The sequence below is a fragment of the Capnocytophaga gingivalis genome (assembly GCF_002302415.1).
Taxonomy (GTDB): domain Bacteria; phylum Bacteroidota; class Bacteroidia; order Flavobacteriales; family Flavobacteriaceae; genus Capnocytophaga; species Capnocytophaga gingivalis.
In genome coordinates, this window is sequence record NZ_CP022386.1 from 1,949,006 (window position 1) to 1,966,315 (window position 17,310).

General features: G+C 41.3%; 14 protein-coding genes. 12 read left to right on the forward strand and 2 right to left on the reverse strand.

What is annotated here, in order from left to right; genetic code table 11:
- Window positions 1-58 precede the first annotated feature (58 nt).
- From CGC50_RS09195 to CGC50_RS09210, 4 genes are read left to right on the forward strand one after another with little or no spacing between them, the layout of a single operon-like run.
- The gene (locus CGC50_RS09195; protein ID WP_232781092.1) at window positions 59-3,187 is read left to right on the forward strand and encodes a SusC/RagA family TonB-linked outer membrane protein; all 3,129 of its coding nucleotides are present in this window, start codon (window positions 59-61) and stop codon (window positions 3,185-3,187) included.
- Window positions 3,188-3,198: 11 nt separating this feature from the next.
- Window positions 3,199-4,806: a RagB/SusD family nutrient uptake outer membrane protein gene (locus CGC50_RS09200; protein WP_002668900.1), complete on the forward strand. Its 1,608-nt coding sequence runs from the start codon at window positions 3,199-3,201 to the stop codon at window positions 4,804-4,806.
- Window positions 4,807-4,820: 14 nt separating this feature from the next.
- Window positions 4,821-5,918: a substrate import-associated zinc metallohydrolase lipoprotein gene (locus CGC50_RS09205; RefSeq protein ID WP_095910593.1), complete on the forward strand. Its 1,098-nt coding sequence runs from the start codon at window positions 4,821-4,823 to the stop codon at window positions 5,916-5,918.
- A 6-nt stretch (window positions 5,919-5,924) separates the two neighbouring features.
- Window positions 5,925-7,220, forward strand: a complete 1,296-nt coding sequence (locus tag CGC50_RS09210; protein WP_095910594.1) for a DUF4302 domain-containing protein — start codon at window positions 5,925-5,927, stop codon at window positions 7,218-7,220.
- Between the two features lie 59 nt (window positions 7,221-7,279).
- Here CGC50_RS09210 and CGC50_RS09215 read toward each other — a convergent pair whose 3' ends face one another.
- Window positions 7,280-8,728, reverse strand: a complete 1,449-nt coding sequence (locus CGC50_RS09215; RefSeq protein WP_002668901.1) for a C69 family dipeptidase — start codon at window positions 8,726-8,728, stop codon at window positions 7,280-7,282.
- A 251-nt stretch (window positions 8,729-8,979) separates the two neighbouring features.
- Between CGC50_RS09215 and CGC50_RS09220 the strand changes: the two genes are divergently transcribed.
- Together CGC50_RS09220 and CGC50_RS09225 are read left to right on the forward strand one after the other, a co-directional pair.
- Window positions 8,980-12,156, forward strand: a complete 3,177-nt coding sequence (locus CGC50_RS09220; protein ID WP_095910595.1) for an efflux RND transporter permease subunit — start codon at window positions 8,980-8,982, stop codon at window positions 12,154-12,156.
- Window positions 12,157-12,298: 142 nt separating this feature from the next.
- On the forward strand, window positions 12,299-13,105 hold the full coding sequence (locus CGC50_RS09225; protein WP_095910596.1) for a M48 family metallopeptidase: 807 nt from the start codon (window positions 12,299-12,301) through the stop codon (window positions 13,103-13,105).
- A gap of 270 nt (window positions 13,106-13,375) precedes the next feature.
- Here CGC50_RS09225 and CGC50_RS09230 read toward each other — a convergent pair whose 3' ends face one another.
- Window positions 13,376-13,792 (reverse strand): hypothetical protein, encoded by a 417-nt coding sequence (locus CGC50_RS09230; protein WP_095910597.1) that lies wholly within the window; start codon window positions 13,790-13,792, stop codon window positions 13,376-13,378.
- Window positions 13,793-13,938: 146 nt separating this feature from the next.
- On the opposite strand from CGC50_RS09230, the gene CGC50_RS09235 reads away from it, so the two are divergent.
- From CGC50_RS09235 to CGC50_RS09265, 6 genes are all read left to right on the forward strand, one after another.
- Window positions 13,939-14,370, forward strand: a complete 432-nt coding sequence (locus tag CGC50_RS09235) for a DUF2262 domain-containing protein (RefSeq protein ID WP_095910598.1) — start codon at window positions 13,939-13,941, stop codon at window positions 14,368-14,370.
- Window positions 14,371-14,453: 83 nt separating this feature from the next.
- Window positions 14,454-14,783: a hypothetical protein gene (locus CGC50_RS09240; protein WP_095910599.1), complete on the forward strand. Its 330-nt coding sequence runs from the start codon at window positions 14,454-14,456 to the stop codon at window positions 14,781-14,783.
- A gap of 6 nt (window positions 14,784-14,789) precedes the next feature.
- On the forward strand, window positions 14,790-15,161 hold the full coding sequence (locus CGC50_RS09245; protein WP_095910600.1) for a hypothetical protein: 372 nt from the start codon (window positions 14,790-14,792) through the stop codon (window positions 15,159-15,161).
- A 100-nt stretch (window positions 15,162-15,261) separates the two neighbouring features.
- Window positions 15,262-15,633: a hypothetical protein gene (locus CGC50_RS09250; protein WP_095910601.1), complete on the forward strand. Its 372-nt coding sequence runs from the start codon at window positions 15,262-15,264 to the stop codon at window positions 15,631-15,633.
- 77 nt (window positions 15,634-15,710) lie between these two features.
- The gene (locus tag CGC50_RS13910; protein WP_232781093.1) at window positions 15,711-16,781 is read left to right on the forward strand and encodes a hypothetical protein; all 1,071 of its coding nucleotides are present in this window, start codon (window positions 15,711-15,713) and stop codon (window positions 16,779-16,781) included.
- A gap of 31 nt (window positions 16,782-16,812) precedes the next feature.
- Window positions 16,813-17,310, forward strand: coding sequence for a YdeI/OmpD-associated family protein (locus CGC50_RS09265; RefSeq protein ID WP_095910602.1), 498 nt, complete (start codon window positions 16,813-16,815; stop codon window positions 17,308-17,310).

Sequence of the window (17,310 nt, forward strand, 5' to 3'; positions counted from 1 at the left end):
TACTATCATTGAGAAAGAGTGGGTTTTTCTATAAAAAGTACAGAAATATAATAAGAACATGAATACACTGAGATTGAAAACGCTATGCATGCTACTGCTCTTCTTAGGGGTGTGTTACACCTCCTTCGCTCAAGAGGAGCTGAAAGTCTCTGGGGTGGTCAAGGACGCAAAGTCAAAGCCACTGGCAGGGGTACTGGTAAGTGTCAAGGGCACTTCCTCTAGTACACACACTGATTTTGAGGGAATCTATACCCTCACTCTTACCAAAGGACAGACCTTGGTCTTCTCCCTACAGGGATTACAGACACAAGAGCTTATGCCTACTTCCGCTACGGTGGATGTGGTACTCCTTCCTCAGGAAGACAAAAATGCTAAGAAAGAGGCGGCTACTCCCATGAACACCAATACCCGTGGGCAGACCTCTATCTCTGGAGAGACCAAGCCGCTCTGGGTACTCAATGGAGTGATCCTTCAGGATGAGATAGATCTCAAGCCAGAAGATCTCGTCTCTGACGATGCTAAAATGCTTATTGCGGCTGCCATACCAGGGCTTACTGCCGAAAGTATTGATAGCTTTAGGGTACTGAAGGATGCTTCTGCAACAGCGCTCTATGGACCTCGTGCCATCGCGGGGGTCGTGGTGGTAACTACCAAAAAAGGTACTGCAGGAAGCAGCTCTATTACTTATACCAATGAGTCCACTTTCCGCTTTATTCCTACCTACGGACAGTACAACATCATGAACTCTCAAGACCAAATGTCCGTCATACAAGAGCTTATGCAGGGCGGTCACTATGAATTTCAGACAGTAGTTACTCAGAAGAACAAAGGAGTGGTAGGGAAGATGTACGAACTCTTCTATGAGCTTGATCAAAATGGTAACTCTCAGGTACTCAATACTGAGGCAGGTCGTCGTGCTTACCTACAGGCCGCTGAGAGAAGAAATACCAATTGGTTTAAGGAGCTTTTCCAAACCAGTGTCATGCAGAATCATACACTTTCTTTCTCTTCAGGAAGCCAAAAGTCTACCTACTATGCTTCCCTAAGTGTACTCACTGACCCAGGTTGGCAGAAGGGAAACTCTCTTAATCAGTATTCAGGAAACCTCAATGCCAACTATAACCTTTCGTCCAAGGTGCGCCTGAATGTCATCACAGACCTTTCCTACCGAGACCAGACTACTCCTATTCAGGATATGTATAATTATGCACTTACTCGCTCTCGTGTCCTAGATGCTAAGCAGTATTATACAATGAACTATGCGCCTTATAATATTTTCAATGAGAAGGACAATGCTTATATAGATACAGATATAGCAACGCTCCGCCTACAAGCACAGCTCTCTTGGAAGATTACCCCTAAGGTGGAAGCCGCAGTAATGGGCGCTATTCGCTACCAAAATAATACTCAGAAGACAGAGTATAAGGAGAATGCCAACTGGGTACTTTCCTACCGTGCGATGCCCAATTCTACCGTAAGAGACAACAATACCAACCTCTACAAGGATCCTAATGACCCCTTTGCCCTACCAGTGGTGGTGCTTCCTAAGGGAGGGATTCGCGAGAAGAGGGATAGAACCTCCAGTGCGAACAACTTTAGAGCAACACTCCGCTATAATGATTCTTTCGATAATGGCTTACATGCTGTATCCTTGTTCGGAGGATTCGAGATGGACAACGCTAAGAATACCAATGACTTGAATAGAAACTATGGGGTGCTCTATAACTCAGGGAATTATGCTTCTTTTTCCCACCTGATGTTCAAAAAATTGCAGGAAGAGTTCAGAAACTACTATACTATTGCCGATACAGAGAACAACAACCAAGCTTTCTTCGGGAATGCCTCCTATACCTACAAAGGGCGCTATACTGCCAATGGTACTTTGCGCTATGATGCTTCCAATGCTTTTGGGCCTTCTCGCTATATTCGCTGGATGCCTACTTGGAATGCAGGGGTGAAGTGGGATGTTACTCAGGAAGCGTTCTTTAACCACCTCAAGCCTCTTTCTCACTTGAGCTTCAAGGCTTCTTTTGGGGTGACCGCAGTGGCTCCTTCGGTGAGCAACTCCTTAGCTCAGCTATACATTAATAATCCTTGGCGCAACTCTTCTCAGCGTGAATTAGGGCTTGAGATTCAGAATATAGCCAACCATGATCTTACTTATGAAAAGAATCAGGAGCTGAACCTCGGTACAGAATTGGGACTTCTTAAGGATAAGATCAACCTCTCTGTAGAATGGTTCAACCGTAGAAGCTATGACCTTATTGGGGATATCGTAACCCAAGGGACAGGAGGTTTCACCACTAAAAAAGGGAATATGGCCGAGATGCGCATTCGCGGGATAGAAGTAGGTCTGGAAACAACCAATATCAAAACTCCTGATTTCTCTTGGAAGACTTCTTTCATCTATTCAAGAGCAAAGAATGAGATTGCTAAGCTCCTTACCACTCCTACCATTCGTGATATGATAGGTTACTCTACCAGTGCCACTTCCCAAGGGGGCTTCTCCCGTGCAGGCTATCCTCTAAAATCACTCTTTTCGGTGCCATTCGATGGGCTTAATGACCGAGGACTTCCTACTTTTTTGGATGAAAACAACGCCTCTACCATCAGTGGAATCCGTTTTGATAGTCGCAATGTAGACTTCCTTAAGTACTCTGGTACCCTCATTCCTACCGATAGAGGAAGTCTTAGCAATACGATTAATTACAAAGGGCTTTCCTTTGGAGTGGTCTTTACCTATTCTTATGGAAATGTGGTGCGCCTAAGAAAGCTTAGCAATATCTATACCGATTATGGTAATATCCCTCGTGAGCTTAACAACCGTTGGCAGTATATAGGCGATGAGAACAAGACCAATATCCCTGTGGTATATACTACCTATATGCAGAACAGCTACGGCTATTCTGAAATCACTCAGGCCTACAACACCTATGATTATTCCGATATTCGTATCGCTAAGGGAGACAATATCCGCCTAAAAGAAATTTCTTTAGGTTATACTTTTGACAAAGATTTCTTGCGTGAGACTCGTATCCGCCAGCTTAGTCTGAAGTTACAAGCAACGAATGTAGCTCTGCTCTATGCCGATAAAAGGCTCAATGGCGATGATCCTGATTACTTGGCCAATGGATACACCCCTATCTCTCCCAAGCGATTGATATTTACTTTACGTGTCGGACTTTAACAAAGAAAACAATGAGAAAAATATATTATACCCTAACCGCTTTGACCCTGTCGCTTACCTCATGTAACGACCTTCTGGATAGGATGCCTGATAACCGATTGGTTATCGATTCTCCAGAGAAGGTGCAACAGGCCTTAACCAATGCCTATCCTCAGATAGCCACCACCCTTATCAATGAGTTTTCTTCAGACAACATAGATGATATAGGGGCGGATAATATCTACTCCAACTTTCTGACAAGGGAAACGGCTTATTGGCAACCTATCTTGGAGTATAACAACGTAGATGGTCTTCAGAATATCTGGGACTATCACTACAAGGCCATAGGTCAGGCCAATGCCGCCTTGGACGCCATCGAAACGACCCTACACAATGATGCTTCTCTGAATCCTGCCAAGGGCGAGGCTTTGGTAGCGCGTGCTTATGCTCACTTCTGTTTGGTCAATCTTTTCTCTCAGGCCTACAATCCTAATACGAGTAGTTCGGACTTAGGAATTCCTTATATCACACGCCCTGAAGAGGAAATGAATCCACAGCGCCAAAGAGGTACTGTGGCACAAGTATACCAACAAATTGCAGCCGATTTGGAAAAAGGGCTCCCACTGATAGATGATAGCTACTACCAGATGCCTAAGTACCACTTCAATAAGAAAGCAGCTTATGCTTTTGCAGCTCGTTTTTATCTCTATTATCAACAGTGGCAGAAGGCCTTGGATGCAGCCAATGTAGTGCTTACCACCAATGATGCTACCACTAAGAACCTTGTCCGTGAATGGTTGGACTTCAGGGATGCCCAGAAGACAGGAACCCGCTCTATAACCGCCTATGCACAGGCCTATGCTCGAGAAAGTGAAGTGGCAAACCTCATGCTACAGCCCGTGTATTCGCAACTCTCTACCAATTATTTTATAGAGACCAACCAGCGCTTTTCCCATGCCTATAGGGTATCCGAACAGGAAACACTCTCGACAACCAATCTTTGGGATGCTAATGCAGCATCAAAGAATAATGGCTATGAGTTCTACTGGTTTATGCCCTTTACCTCGCGTGCTGACCTTAGAGATATAGTATTGCAATCTAAGTTCCCTACCTTCAAGGATGGTTCCTATACTCGTACTATCTTGGTGCCTTTCACTACCGATGAAACTCTTTTGGTACGAGCTGAAGCTAAAATCATGCTCAATCAGTTGGATAGCGCGGTGACTGACCTTAATATATGGACATCAAAGTATGTACGAGGGACAGTCAATAGCAATCCTAATGGGAATACCTTTACTAAAGCACAGATTATAGCTTTCTATAACAATCTTGCTTATAGCCAAAGTACCCCCAGTGGTGCCACTCAGAAGAAAAGACTGAATCCGTCATTCACACTCTCAGCTGAGCAAGAACCCCTGATCCACTATGTACTCCAGTGTCGCCGTATCCTCACCCTACATGAGGGACTTCGCTGGCAAGATATTAAGCGCTATGGTATAGAAGTAGCCCGCTATCAGCATACTAAAGAAGAGAGAAATATCTCCACCATACAGGGGGTATTAGCTCCTACCGATGTAAGACGTGCCATACAGCTTCCCGGAACTGCTATAGGCGCGGGAATGCAACCTAATCCACGATAAAAACACTTAGACCTATGAAAAAGCTCATATACATATGCTTGGCAGCCGCTCTTGGTAGCTGTTCTGCCGATAATGATCTCTCCTCGGATAGTGTAATCTTAGGAGGTAACACCCCTTCGCAGGAAGAAAAAACCCTTAATCCGCCCAATGCCTTGGATACTTATATAGAGAATCATTTTACCAATCCCTATAATATCCGAATGCTCTATCGCTTCTTGGAGCGTGAGACTACTCGTAGCTGGGTGCTTACCCCTACTAAGTATGAAAAAGCGGTACAGTTTGCTACCATGTTCAACTACCTCTTTATGGAGCCTTATGTGGAGGCAACCTCTAAGCAATTTATGAAGGAACATTCCTTCAATACACTGATTCTCATAGGGGAAAATGCTTATCATGCCACTCGTATCCCGATGAGAGGGTTGGCTACCAATGGGGTAAAGATTCACATGATGAATATCAATAATATAAGACCTAACAACATCTATTACCTCAATGACAATGCCTTGCATACGCTCTACCATGAGACAGCACATACTTGGCATCAGTCTATCGACTATCCTACCGATTACAAGCGAATCTCAGGAACCGACTATAAGAGTAATAGCTGGTCAGCGGCTTGGGCAGGTACGGACTATCTCAAAGCAGGCTTTATCAGTGCCTATGGAAGTAGCAACTCCGATGAGGATTTTGTAGAGATGATCTCTCGCTATATCGTTTATTTCAATGCGAAAGAGGATTGTGATTGTGCTACAACAGATACTACTTTGGATACTGATGGAGATGGCTTTGATGATGCTCTCTATACTGCTTGGAAGCGTAGCTTTACCAATTACAATAATGGAGCCTCAGTAACGTCTTATGAATCGGCTCGTGTATGGGAAGAACAGTTGGCCTTGGCAGATGACAAAATTCGTCCTACAGAACAGTATACAGGTAAGGAAAAACTACAACAGAAAATGGCTGTTATCCGCAAGTACCTTACAGAGAATTGGAATATAGACTTGGATGCCCTACGCAAAAAGATCCGTGTGCGCTACCCTTATGTAGCAGGCCGTACCCTCAGTGGGCAGGCCGTGCCACAGAAAGATTTTTCTGACTTAACTAATAACTAAAAAGAGATGAAAAAATATATTACTTTATTGATCGCTTTCTCCTTCCTTACCTCCTGTAGCTATAAGGAAGACAACACCTTTGAGCAGAAAGCCAGTAACCGTACCACCTCCGTGATAGAATCCTATAAGAATATCTTAGAGGGGCACGATGGGTATTGGGTACTTTCGTATTATCCAGGGGTAACCCGCAGTTTCGGAGGATTTCCTGCGGCACCTCGTAGCCTTGGAGGGTGTACCTTTGTGGTGAAGTTCAAGGATGGAAAGGTTACTGCCTCTTCGGAGATAAGCAATACCAATGCTGAAGAGGAGTCCTACTACACCTACTCTATCACTGAGGGGCCTACTATTAGCTTTGATACCTATAATAGCATATTGGATCACTTCCGTTTTGTTTCGGCAGTCTTCACCAATGCTCGTGGCGGAGATATTGAGTTTATTTTCCTTAAGGAAGAGAATGGGGTTATTACCCTTAGGGGACGTACTTCCAATAATCTGATGACCCTTACTAAGCTCACAGGAGACAGAGAAGCACTTCTGAATAAGCTCCGTGAGAATACCCAAGCACTTAATAGTAAGGGACTTAATCCTATTACTGTACAAGGTACTCAAGTGGATCTTACTTTATTCCCAAGCTATCGCCAGTTAGTCTTCAGCTATGGAGGGAATACGGTACAACGTCCTTTCACTATTACAGAAAAAGGGATTAAGTTCTATGAGCCTGCTGACATTAATGGGGTAAAGATAGAAGAACTCTATTTCAATGAAGATAAGTCTGCTTTAGCAACTCCTGATGGAGCGATTTCTACCACTTTGGTGTCTTCTCCTATTGAGATTACAACAAATTCTCGCTGGGTAATGCTTCAAGACTATTATGCTTCACAGACATATATAGATATCTATAATCAGCTTAAGCACCAAATAGAAAATGGGAAGTGGAGAAATTATTCTCTTAATAATTATTTGCAATTTAGGGTAATACAAAAAGGAAACGATCAGCCTACCGCTACTGCTATTACGCTGTCAGTAGCCAATATAAACCCTCGAACAGGAAATAGGATTAATTATGTAGTAGACTATGAGGCAGATTTTGTGCCTGTACCTGGGCACCCTAACCAATTACAGATCTTTCTAAAAGACCCTAATCTTGCGAATGGATGGTGGCAGTATTTCCCATATCTATCGCCTATTTTGGAAGAAGTTGTTAATAATGCTCCTTATGAAATTTCAGACTCTTTTGATAGTTATTATTATCAACTGACGAGTGTTAAGGATAGAAATTTCTTCATAAGTCTAAGTAAATAAAAGCATTGCATAATAAAAAGCTGTCCGAAAGGACAGCTTTTTTTAGTATTCTTAACTTATTATGCACCTGCGAAACGATATTCTGCTTGTACATCGATGGTAAGGCGGGTGAATAGGTCATTGAGCAGATCTCGACTCACTTGTAGGACATCCTCCAAGAGCTTATCGGAGAAGTTCTGTAAGAGCTCTTGAGCCGCTATAGGGTGTGTAGGGTAGAGGGCTAAGTAGTCCTTTTCCATTTCTTCTTGTCGCTGGTGCATCTCTTCTTCGAAACGGTCATATACATCGCGGATTACAGGAGCATATTTGTTATAATTGACCATTCCCAAGGATTGTACCTTTCTTAGGATCCAGTAAGCGGAATCCTCACTACAATGATGATCGCCCTTGCTATACGCTTCAGGATAAGAGGTAACCCCTTGGTAGAGAGGGATAAAGATACCCAAGGCAGCCATACCCAAAGCCACATAGTTGATTTCACCTATAGCCTTTGGTAGCTCTGGTCTTACCTGTAGGATGTGGGTGTTGGTAGCACGAAAAATAGCTACAGGGCGGTATACTTCTTTGGGGTTTTTGTGGAAGTAAGGATCATGTTCGGTGCCTTGATAGTGGTGATAGTAAGCACGACGTACATCGGCTAAGGAGATGAGTTTTTCTCCTTTTACGAATACAGGGAAGTCATTTTTGGTTACATCGTTTTGTATTTCAGGGCTGAAAAAAGCTTGTAGCGCCCACACACGAGGATAATTATAAGTAGTATCCAATTTTTCATCACGGATATAAGCCTTATGGAAGTCAAAGGGGCCTTGTGTAGGATCATATAGCTGGTGGGCGATGGCAAATTCTATCAAGTCTTCACTACCGAGGAAGTGATGATCGTCCTTGGGGTCATATTCGCGAAGGCGACTTTGGTTGGCAGTAACAAAATAGGTATGGCTGGGAATACGTGCGGCCATCCATCGGTGACCACAGGCAGTCTCGAGGTACCATATCTCATTTTGATCTACAAATCCTACACCGAATCCTTCCATGACTCCGTGTTCTTCAATGAGTTTTCCCAAGCGTATTACCCCTTCCCTTGCCGTATGGATATAAGGGAGTACAATACTGGTAATGGAGATTTCTCCCAATCCAGAGGGGACTAAAGGGTCAGCCTCCAGCGCTTTTTTGCTACTGAAAATACTCTCAGTAGCACTTAGGCCTACCCCAGCAGTATTGAAGCCAGCACTCTCCCACTGGTCAGGATATTGGTAGGGAGGCATGCCCATATAGCCTAAAGCCTCTTTGGGGAGCTTACAGCGGAATCCGTTGTTGAAAGAGACGAATTCTTCTGGGCCTTGTTTTTGAGGAGGGTGCACTTTGAATTTTTTGGCATTGACCGCATTCCAGTCATCAGAACGGGCTACGATCATGGATCCATCCTGAGTCATTTTCTTTCCTACAATGATAGTAGTACATTCAGAAGGATAGAGCGCTTGCTCTTGAGGAGACATTGTTACTTTTTTCATGTCATTAGTTTTTGGTAAGATATAAAATATCTTTGTTTTAGCATGGTAAAATTAGGTTTTTTCTTTTGAAAGACAAAATATTTTAGCATTTTTAATAGATGGCAGCGCGTCTTTGTAATGCTTAAGATATTGATAAACAATGTATAATATACTAAGTAAAGGGTAGAATAAGAATATCGAAAAAGTTGGAAACTTTTTTTGTTTATTTAGTTTTTTTACCTTACCTTTGCCCCGTTTTAGAAAATATAACAATGGATATTATCAAACTTTCGATCAAGCGCCCTAGCATCCTTATAGTGATGCTTTCCATATTATTATTAGGGGGCTTTTATTCCTATAAGCTTCTCAACTATGAGCTTATTCCTAAGTTCGAGGTCAATGTGGTAACTATCTCCACTATATATGCAGGAGCTTCTCCTTCTGAGATAGAGAGCACCGTGACCAAAAAGATAGAGGATGCGGTTTCTTCTTTGGAGAATATCAAGAAGATACAGTCCTATTCTTATGAGAGTCTTTCTGTGGTAGTGGTGCAGCTAACCAATGATGCCAATGTAGATAATACTCTTAATGAGGCACAGCGTAAGATCAATTCTGTACGGGCAAATCTCCCTACTGATGCTAAGGAGCCTTCCCTTTCGAAGTTCTCTCTCTCAGACTTACCTATTATCTCTCTTGGGGTTACTTCTGATCTTTCCTCACAGGATCTTTATGATTTGGTAGACAAGAAGATACAGCCAGAACTCTCTCGTGTGCCTGGGGTGGCACAGGTCAATATCATTGGAGGACGCAAGCGTGAAATCCGAGTGGATGTGGATGCCCATAAGCTTGAAGGTTATGGCCTTACTATCACGCAAGTGCAACAACTCATTGCCGCTTCTAACATGGAAATTCCTGCAGGAAAGCTCAAAACACGTGATAGCTATACCTCTATTCGTGTATTGGGTAAGTTGCAGGATGTAGAGCAGCTGCGAAATCTCATTCTTGCTTCCCGAGAAGGAATAGAAATACGCCTTTCAGATGTTGCTGATGTGCAGGATACAGAGGAAGATGCCCAGAAAATAGCACGTATCAACCAAGAAAGTACACTTTTGTTGCAAGTGCTCAAACAGACAGATGCGAATGCAGTATCTGTAAGTGAGCAGGTACGTAAGAAGATGGCACAGATAGAGAAAACCTATACAAATGAAAATGTAAAGCTACAATTGGCAGAGGATACCAGTGAATTTACCCTTCGTGCAGCTAGTTCCGTAATGTTTGACCTTGTTCTAGCAATTGTTTTGGTGGCTGTAGTAATGTTCTTTTTCCTCCACAGCTTGCGCAATGCACTGATTGTAATGGTTTCTATTCCTACTTCGCTTATTGCAACTTTTATCGGTATGTACTTCTTTGGTTTTACCCTGAACCTAATGAGTCTGGTGGCGCTTTCTTTGGTGGTCGGTATTTTGGTGGATGATGCCATTGTGGTTTTGGAGAATATACACCGCCACATGGAAATGGGGAAAAACAAGGTACGTGCTGCCTACGATGGATCTAAAGAAATTGTGCTAACCGTTATGGCAATTACCATGGTGATTGTAGTGGTATTCGTACCAATTTCTATAGGAAATTCTATAGTGGTGAAGGTAGTAAAAGAGTTCTGTATGACTGTAGCGATTGCCACAGCGCTCTCCTTACTAATGTCCTTTACGGTAGTACCTTGGCTTTATTCTCGTTTTGGAAAATTAGAGCATCCCAATCCAAATTCCTTTATGGGAAAACTCTCTATTGGGTTTGAGGGATTCATCAAGCGTATGACCCACTTTTTCTCTGATCTATTGGTATGGTCATTCAAGAATAAGTGGAAAACTATCATTGTCGTATTCTTCCTCTTTGCGGGTTCATGTTCGCTTATTCGTACAGGCTTTATCGGTACTGACTTTATGCCTAGGATGGACAGAGGTAAGTTCTTAGTACAGTTTGAGCTTAACAAAGATGCTTCATTGGAACAAACTAACTTTATCACTCAGAAGGCAGAGAATTATCTGCGTAATCTAAAAGTACCTGGTACGAATAAGCCTTTGGTGGAGAGGATGATTACTACAGTAGGCCAATCTACCAGTGGTATGGGAGCTTCTCAGTCCACCGCTTATAAGTCAGAAATACAGATTACCCTTGTGGATAAAAAAGAACGTAGTGAAACGACTACCGTCATTGCAGCTAAGCTCAAGCGAGAACTTAGTCAATACTTAGTAGATGCTAAGGTAAAGACGGTTTCTGTAGGTATGATGGGAGCAGAGCAAGCGCCTATTGCCTTGGTTGTTACTTCTGATGATGTGAAGTTGGCTCAAGAATATGCAGAAAAGGCCGCCGAGTTACTTAAAAAAGTGGACGGGGCTACAGGAATCAAACTTACTTCTGAGGCAGGAAATCCAGAAATTAGTGTGCAGCTCAATCGAGATAAGATGACAATGTTAGGACTCAATATCCTGACTATAGGAGGTACTATGCGTACGGCTTTCAATGGGAATGACGATAGCAAGTTCCGTACGGGAGACTCTGAGTATGATATCAATATCGTCTTTGAGGAAGGGCATCGCCAATCTATAGCAGATATAGAGAATATGATGTTCATCAATTCAAGAGGACAGCAAGTGAAGCTTTCCCAGTTTGCCGATATTTCCTATGCTTCAGGACCTACACAGTTAGAGAGGTATGACAAATCTCCTTCTGTGACAGTACAAGCCCAATCTGTAGGACGCCCTACGGGTACTATTGTTTCCGAATGGAAAACAAAATTGGAAGACTTAGAGAAACCGGCTAATGTACAGTTCGTCTTCTCAGGAAACCAGGAGATGCAGGATGAAGGATTTGGCACTCTCTTTGTATCACTTATTGCCGCTATTCTTCTGGTATATATGGTGATGGTGGTACTATATGATAGTTTCTCACGCCCATTTGTGGTCTTGTTCTCTATTCCACTTTCCTTCATTGGGGCTTTGGTGGCTTTGGCATTGGCCAATATGTCGCTCAATATCTTCACCCTCTTGGGGATCATCATGCTCATCGGGTTGGTGGCTAAGAATGCGATTATGATTGTGGATTTTGCCAACCATAGAAAAGAAGAAGGAGAAGATACCGTAACCGCCTTGATACAAGCCAACCATGCTCGTTTCCGCCCGATCCTGATGACTACTATTGCGATGGTAGCAGGGATGGTACCACTGGCAGTAGCTTCTGGTGCAGGAGCAGAGGTCAATAATGCCTTAGCGATTGTAATCATCGGGGGGTTGCTCTCCTCACTGTTCTTGACCCTAATTGTGGTACCATTGGTATACCTTATCTTTGACAATATTGGTAAGCGTTTTGGCAAGGGTACCAAGGTAGACTATGATCGCCTGATGATTGCAGACTACGAACATAAAGAAATCAAGGGCGAACACGAGATATAATGATCAGTGATCAATGAATAATGAACAATGACTAATGCCCTAAAGGGAGAGTCATTGTTCATTATTCAATAATAATTAACCATTAACCAATGATAATTAAATAAAAATCCTTATATTTGCGCGATAATTACAAAGAGTTTTTATGAAAAAAATCATGTTAACAGCTTTGAGCTTAGTGGCTATGGCTACAGCACAAGCACAGATCAATTTAGGAAAAATGGCAGGTGCTGCTTCCAAAGGTGTACAAGCCCTTTCTTTTAGCAATGCTGATGCTCAAAAGCTATCTAAAGAATCCGTGGACTGGATGGATACTCACAATCAAGTGGCAGATGCAAATAGTCCCTATACTAAGCGCCTTAACCGACTTTTTGGCAAACACAAAAACGAAGACGGTATGAGCCTTAACTACAAGGTATATTTGGTAACTGACATCAATGCTTTTGCCTGTGCTGATGGGAGTGTACGTGTATTCTCTTCCCTTATGGACCTAATGACTGATGATGAGCTTTTGGCAATTATTGGTCACGAAATAGGCCATGTGAAGAATGAGGATACTAAGGATGCGATCAAAGCAGCTTACACCCGAGCCGCCTTGCAGGAAGCAGGATCTGCAGCTTCCAGCACCGTAAAGGCCTTGAGTGAAAGCCAAATAGGCGAAATGGCCGAAGCCATGCTCGATGCCAAGCACAGTAAAAAACAAGAATCCCAAGCTGATGAATATTCCTACAACTTCATGAAGAAACATGGCTATAATGTAGTAGGGGTATATACAGCCTTTAAGAAGTTAGCTCTACTCTCAGGCGGGGAGACTCAAAGTCGTTTCCAAAAGATGATGAGCTCACACCCTGATAGTGAGAAGCGTGCAGAAGCTGCTAAGAAACGCGCTATCAAGGACGGACTTTGGAAAGACCCAGGAGAAGTGAAACTTCCTACAACACCTATTGAATAACGGTCTTTTGACCAAAAACTATAAATTCTTTTGGTACAACTATCTGTGCCAAAAGAATTTATTTTTTGTCTATGATAGAAAGAAATTTTTGATACGTTTGTATATCTGTTGATTATTTGTTATTTTTGTTGCCTAAAATTAAGCACTATGGCTACCTACGAATTACCCTATTTCGGAAGAATTACACTTTCTGAAGATGATTACCACAAGGTAGAAGAGGAGGGGATTCATAGTGATAATAATTTTTGTCCATTATACCTAAATTTTTCATTATTGAATATCTTTAGGGGTTATTTTGATTTCACTTATAAGCTTGTGGTTCATATCATAATAGTAATAGTGTATTTGTAACTGGCTTGTTAAGAGATCTTTTACAGCTCCTTGGTCTGCTTTCAACTCTTTTATAATAGAGGCTTTGGCAGATTCAGTTTCAAAAGAGTTATTGTCACTATCAAAGTCTAACAGGATAAAATAGTAGGCCAAGGCTTCTTCGCCTTTCATTTCTATTTTGTCCATCTGTACTCCTGAGGAAACCATAGTAGGCAACTTTTTATTGATGGTTTCCACCTCTTTCTTGATGTTTGTAAGAGCAACTTTTTTTTCTAAATTAGAAGAGCAAGCAGTGGTGTAGCAAGCTATGAGTAGACCCATGGCTACTAAAAAAGTGTTTAATAGATGTTTGAACATAAAATAATAAATTAAATGGACAACAAAGGTACAAAACAATTTAGAATTTACCAAGTGGAAATAGAAATTAGCCTGCTACCACATATTTGTCTGTGTGGCTTGTACTTAGGCACTATATTTTGTCCCTTATTAACGACTAAACTAATATGAATTTTATTACTGAAAACCAAACTGAGTATCAAGCACTCTTTACCTTTTGGGGTGACGAAGAGGCTGAAGTTGTGATCTGTTTTGATGCCAAACGCCACTTTACAGAAGAAGAAAAGCAAGAAGTATTTCGGCAAGTAGCAACCAAAGTACAATGGTTGGAGGGCAACAAGGAAACTGTTCTGCAGTTTCTCCTCAAAAATGAAGAGATAAGAGAACTCTTTGAAGTAGCCCAAGAAGACCTTGAAGAAGAAATTACTGAAGAGCAATTTTGCGAGGCTGTGTATTTCTATGATTTGTATTGTGAAGTAGGTGAAGACCTCATCTGCACTTTTGATGTGGATACTGACCCAGATTACTTTTTGGGGCATCTGGTGAATATCAGGCTCGATAATAACTACCGCCTTCATTTAGAAACGATTAGTGGATAATAAACCTATGAGAAGACTTACTTTTGAGAAATATGGCTTGAGTCCGGAGAAAGTAGAACAGCTTAGAGCTTATAAAAAATACAATGATTGATTACACTCCCAAAGAACACGGCTGGGCAATGGTAACTATTAACAATGGCACTACCGAAATAGCCTTTGTAGCCTCTCACTTGCACGATAGTAGGCAGGATTTGATACGCTCGGTAGTAGCCTTAGAAAAGTACAAAGAAGCAACCGTAGTTTTTCAAGACGAACCCGATGGATATGTACTTCACTTAGAGCGCGAGGACAAGCATTGCCATTATACCCTTCATTCCTTTAAAGGCTATGACCCAGCAGCCCTTTGCGAGTTGGTTTTAGAAGGAAACATCAGTTTTGCGAGTTATAAAAACGACATAGCAAAGATTAAATAATACTATATGGAAATCACACAAGCCCTTAAAACAGAAATTTACCACACCCTTACCGACTTTTTAAATGCTTATAAAGCCGAAGATACCCAAGTATTAGCTGAAAAGTTTGATATTTCGGGAGAATTTTTAGAAGAAATTTATGAAATGCTTGACTTTGTAGAAGATAAAAGCGTCTTGCACCTCTTTCCTATAGAAGAAATGGACAAAGAAGAAGGTGGAGGGGTGAATTTAGAGGTGTATAACTTCAACAATGATGATACTGCTGTAGGAGTAGAAGCCCACTTGTGGGATGATCAAGAATATTTTGCCATCATCAAAGGATATTACAACCTTAGAGACCAATTTCCTAAGTTTGTATTTCACTATTTTAGTTGTTAATACACCCGTTGAGGCTATCTGAAAAGTCTCAAAATCGCTTTTGCGTCGCTATACTTTTGCGAGTTATAAAAACGACATAGCAAAGATAAAATAACACTATATGGAAATCACACAATCCCTTAAAACAGAAATTTACTACGCCCTTACCGATTTTTTAAATGCTTATAAATCGCAAAATACCCAATTATTAGCTGAAAAGTTTGGTATTTCGGGAGCGTTTTTAGAAGAAATCAATGAGACTCTTGATTTTGTAGAGGATAAAAGTGTATTGCACCTCTTTCCTATAGAAGATATAGATAAGGAAGTGAATAAACTACGCGAACTCACTCTCTATAAAGATAAAAAAATGAATAAACTTGTGGTAGAGGCTTGTGTATATAATGATAAAAATGAATGTATAGGGCTTATAGTAGGCGATTATCCTTTATTTGAACATTTACCTAAGTTTGTGTTTACTTATTTTGATGTATAAATAAAAGAACAATTTCCTCAGCTTGTAAAAGCTCTTTCTAAACAAGGCAAGAAATAAAATCAATAAAAATATTTAAAATGACACATAACAAAACACTTATTTACTTTTTCTTTCTACTTATATTATCTGCTTGTAGCAAACAATCAGAAGAAGAAGAACAACAACAAAAAGGGTATTATTATACGGGAAGTCTCTTTGAGCCTTATATAGCTCAGGGGTCTATTTTCACAAGAGAAGTTAAAAATATGCCTTTAGCAACGAACTCGGCTGCCATAGCAGCTTATATGCCTAAAATGCCCGCTGAATATCTGCCAGAAAGATTTAAAAAAACGGTACTAACAACACTGAGTACAACATCTTATAACATCCCTATTTATGTGGTAGATTCTAATAACCCTCATCAGGAATATGCTTATTTTGAATCTAAAGATAATAGAGTTATTTACAGACAAGATCTTATTAAGTATACTACGGGGCGTATTCCCTTGCCTAAATATGCACAACCAGCAGGCGGAGGAGATAGAGCTTTTGCTGTTTATGACAGAGCAACAGGAATAATGCGAGAATATTTTTACGCTGTTAAAGATGAGAAAGGTACTTGGCATTTTGCTGCTTCGGGATATTTTAAAGCAAAACCAAATTTTAAAGATTTGGGTAAGGATAACTTTGCGATGCAACACACCACAGGAGGGTCGGCAGTAGTGTGTATGCTCAATCCACTCTCTCAAATAGGCATTGCAGAGGCGCGAAAAGGTGAGATATGCCACGCGCTATCCTTTACTATTGCCAATGCAGGGAAAGGTTTTTCATATCCAGCAAAGCAAGGAGATGGCACGTCAACGAACCCTAATGCCCCCTTGGAAGGGCAATGGTTTCGGGTAGATCCTAACATAGACCTTAACAAGTTAAAACTTCGTCCTTTTACCCTTTTGGTAGCGAAAGCAGTACAGAAATATGGAGGATATGCAGCTGATAAGAATCTTTTTTGTCATACTTTTACTGCTGAACATCCTATAAACGAAATGGTACAAGGAAAGCCTAACCCTTGGGAAAAAGGAGGGGATATCTATGAGAAATACAACGGAATAGACCTTAATGATTTTCCTTGGCATCTTACCCAATGGGCGCCCGTTGATTGGGGGAAATAAAGCATCAAAAGCTTTCTAAACAACATAAAGTATGATAGATACAATGCCTTTGTTAAGTGAAAATGTAAAAAAGCATTTCCTTACCTTGTCTGCTTCTCATCAAAAAGAGTGGGTAAACTATATTAATGAGGCTAAAAAGGAAGAAACACGCCTTAAAAGAGTGCTGAAAATGCAAGTTTCGTTCTGTGAGAAGTATACATTGGAGGGAGAACCCCAAGTTATTAATCTGTTAGAGCAAATTATTAATATTAATTCGCAAGAAGGGAATGCCCTTGCAGAGGCTTTTATAAGTGCTATAGGTAATAACCATAGTGGCGTGTATTGTGTGGCATATAAGTGGGCAATTGCTTTTTTGGTGCAATTGTACCAAAACTCTGAACCCAGCAGTCTGCGGGCTATAGCTATATATGGGATTCTAAACGACCTTTATTACTTTGAGCCTATAGAAGAACAAGCTGTTAATGCAGATAACACAACCATAAAGGAAGAGATAAAACAACTGTTAGCGCCTTTTGCGGATAAGAATTAA

Bases quoted from the DNA above. Each gene is read 5' to 3' on its own strand.
- CGC50_RS09230 (WP_095910597.1), bottom strand. From the start codon at position 13,792: ATGTTCAAACATCTATTAAACACTTTTTTAGTAGCCATGGGTCTACTC.
- CGC50_RS09245 (WP_095910600.1), top strand. From the start codon at position 14,790: ATGGAAATCACACAAGCCCTTAAAACAGAAATTTACCACACCCTTACC.
- CGC50_RS09200 (WP_002668900.1), top strand. From the start codon at position 3,199: ATGAGAAAAATATATTATACCCTAACCGCTTTGACCCTGTCGCTTACC.
- CGC50_RS09240 (WP_095910599.1), top strand. From the start codon at position 14,454: ATGATTGATTACACTCCCAAAGAACACGGCTGGGCAATGGTAACTATT.
- CGC50_RS09215 (WP_002668901.1), bottom strand. From the start codon at position 8,728: ATGAAAAAAGTAACAATGTCTCCTCAAGAGCAAGCGCTCTATCCTTCT.
- CGC50_RS09195 (WP_232781092.1), top strand. From the start codon at position 59: ATGAATACACTGAGATTGAAAACGCTATGCATGCTACTGCTCTTCTTA.
- CGC50_RS09205 (WP_095910593.1), top strand. From the start codon at position 4,821: ATGAAAAAGCTCATATACATATGCTTGGCAGCCGCTCTTGGTAGCTGT.
- CGC50_RS09235 (WP_095910598.1), top strand. From the start codon at position 13,939: ATGAATTTTATTACTGAAAACCAAACTGAGTATCAAGCACTCTTTACC.
- CGC50_RS09265 (WP_095910602.1), top strand. From the start codon at position 16,813: ATGATAGATACAATGCCTTTGTTAAGTGAAAATGTAAAAAAGCATTTC.
- CGC50_RS09220 (WP_095910595.1), top strand. From the start codon at position 8,980: ATGGATATTATCAAACTTTCGATCAAGCGCCCTAGCATCCTTATAGTG.
- CGC50_RS13910 (WP_232781093.1), top strand. From the start codon at position 15,711: ATGACACATAACAAAACACTTATTTACTTTTTCTTTCTACTTATATTA.
- CGC50_RS09225 (WP_095910596.1), top strand. From the start codon at position 12,299: ATGAAAAAAATCATGTTAACAGCTTTGAGCTTAGTGGCTATGGCTACA.
- CGC50_RS09210 (WP_095910594.1), top strand. From the start codon at position 5,925: ATGAAAAAATATATTACTTTATTGATCGCTTTCTCCTTCCTTACCTCC.
- CGC50_RS09250 (WP_095910601.1), top strand. From the start codon at position 15,262: ATGGAAATCACACAATCCCTTAAAACAGAAATTTACTACGCCCTTACC.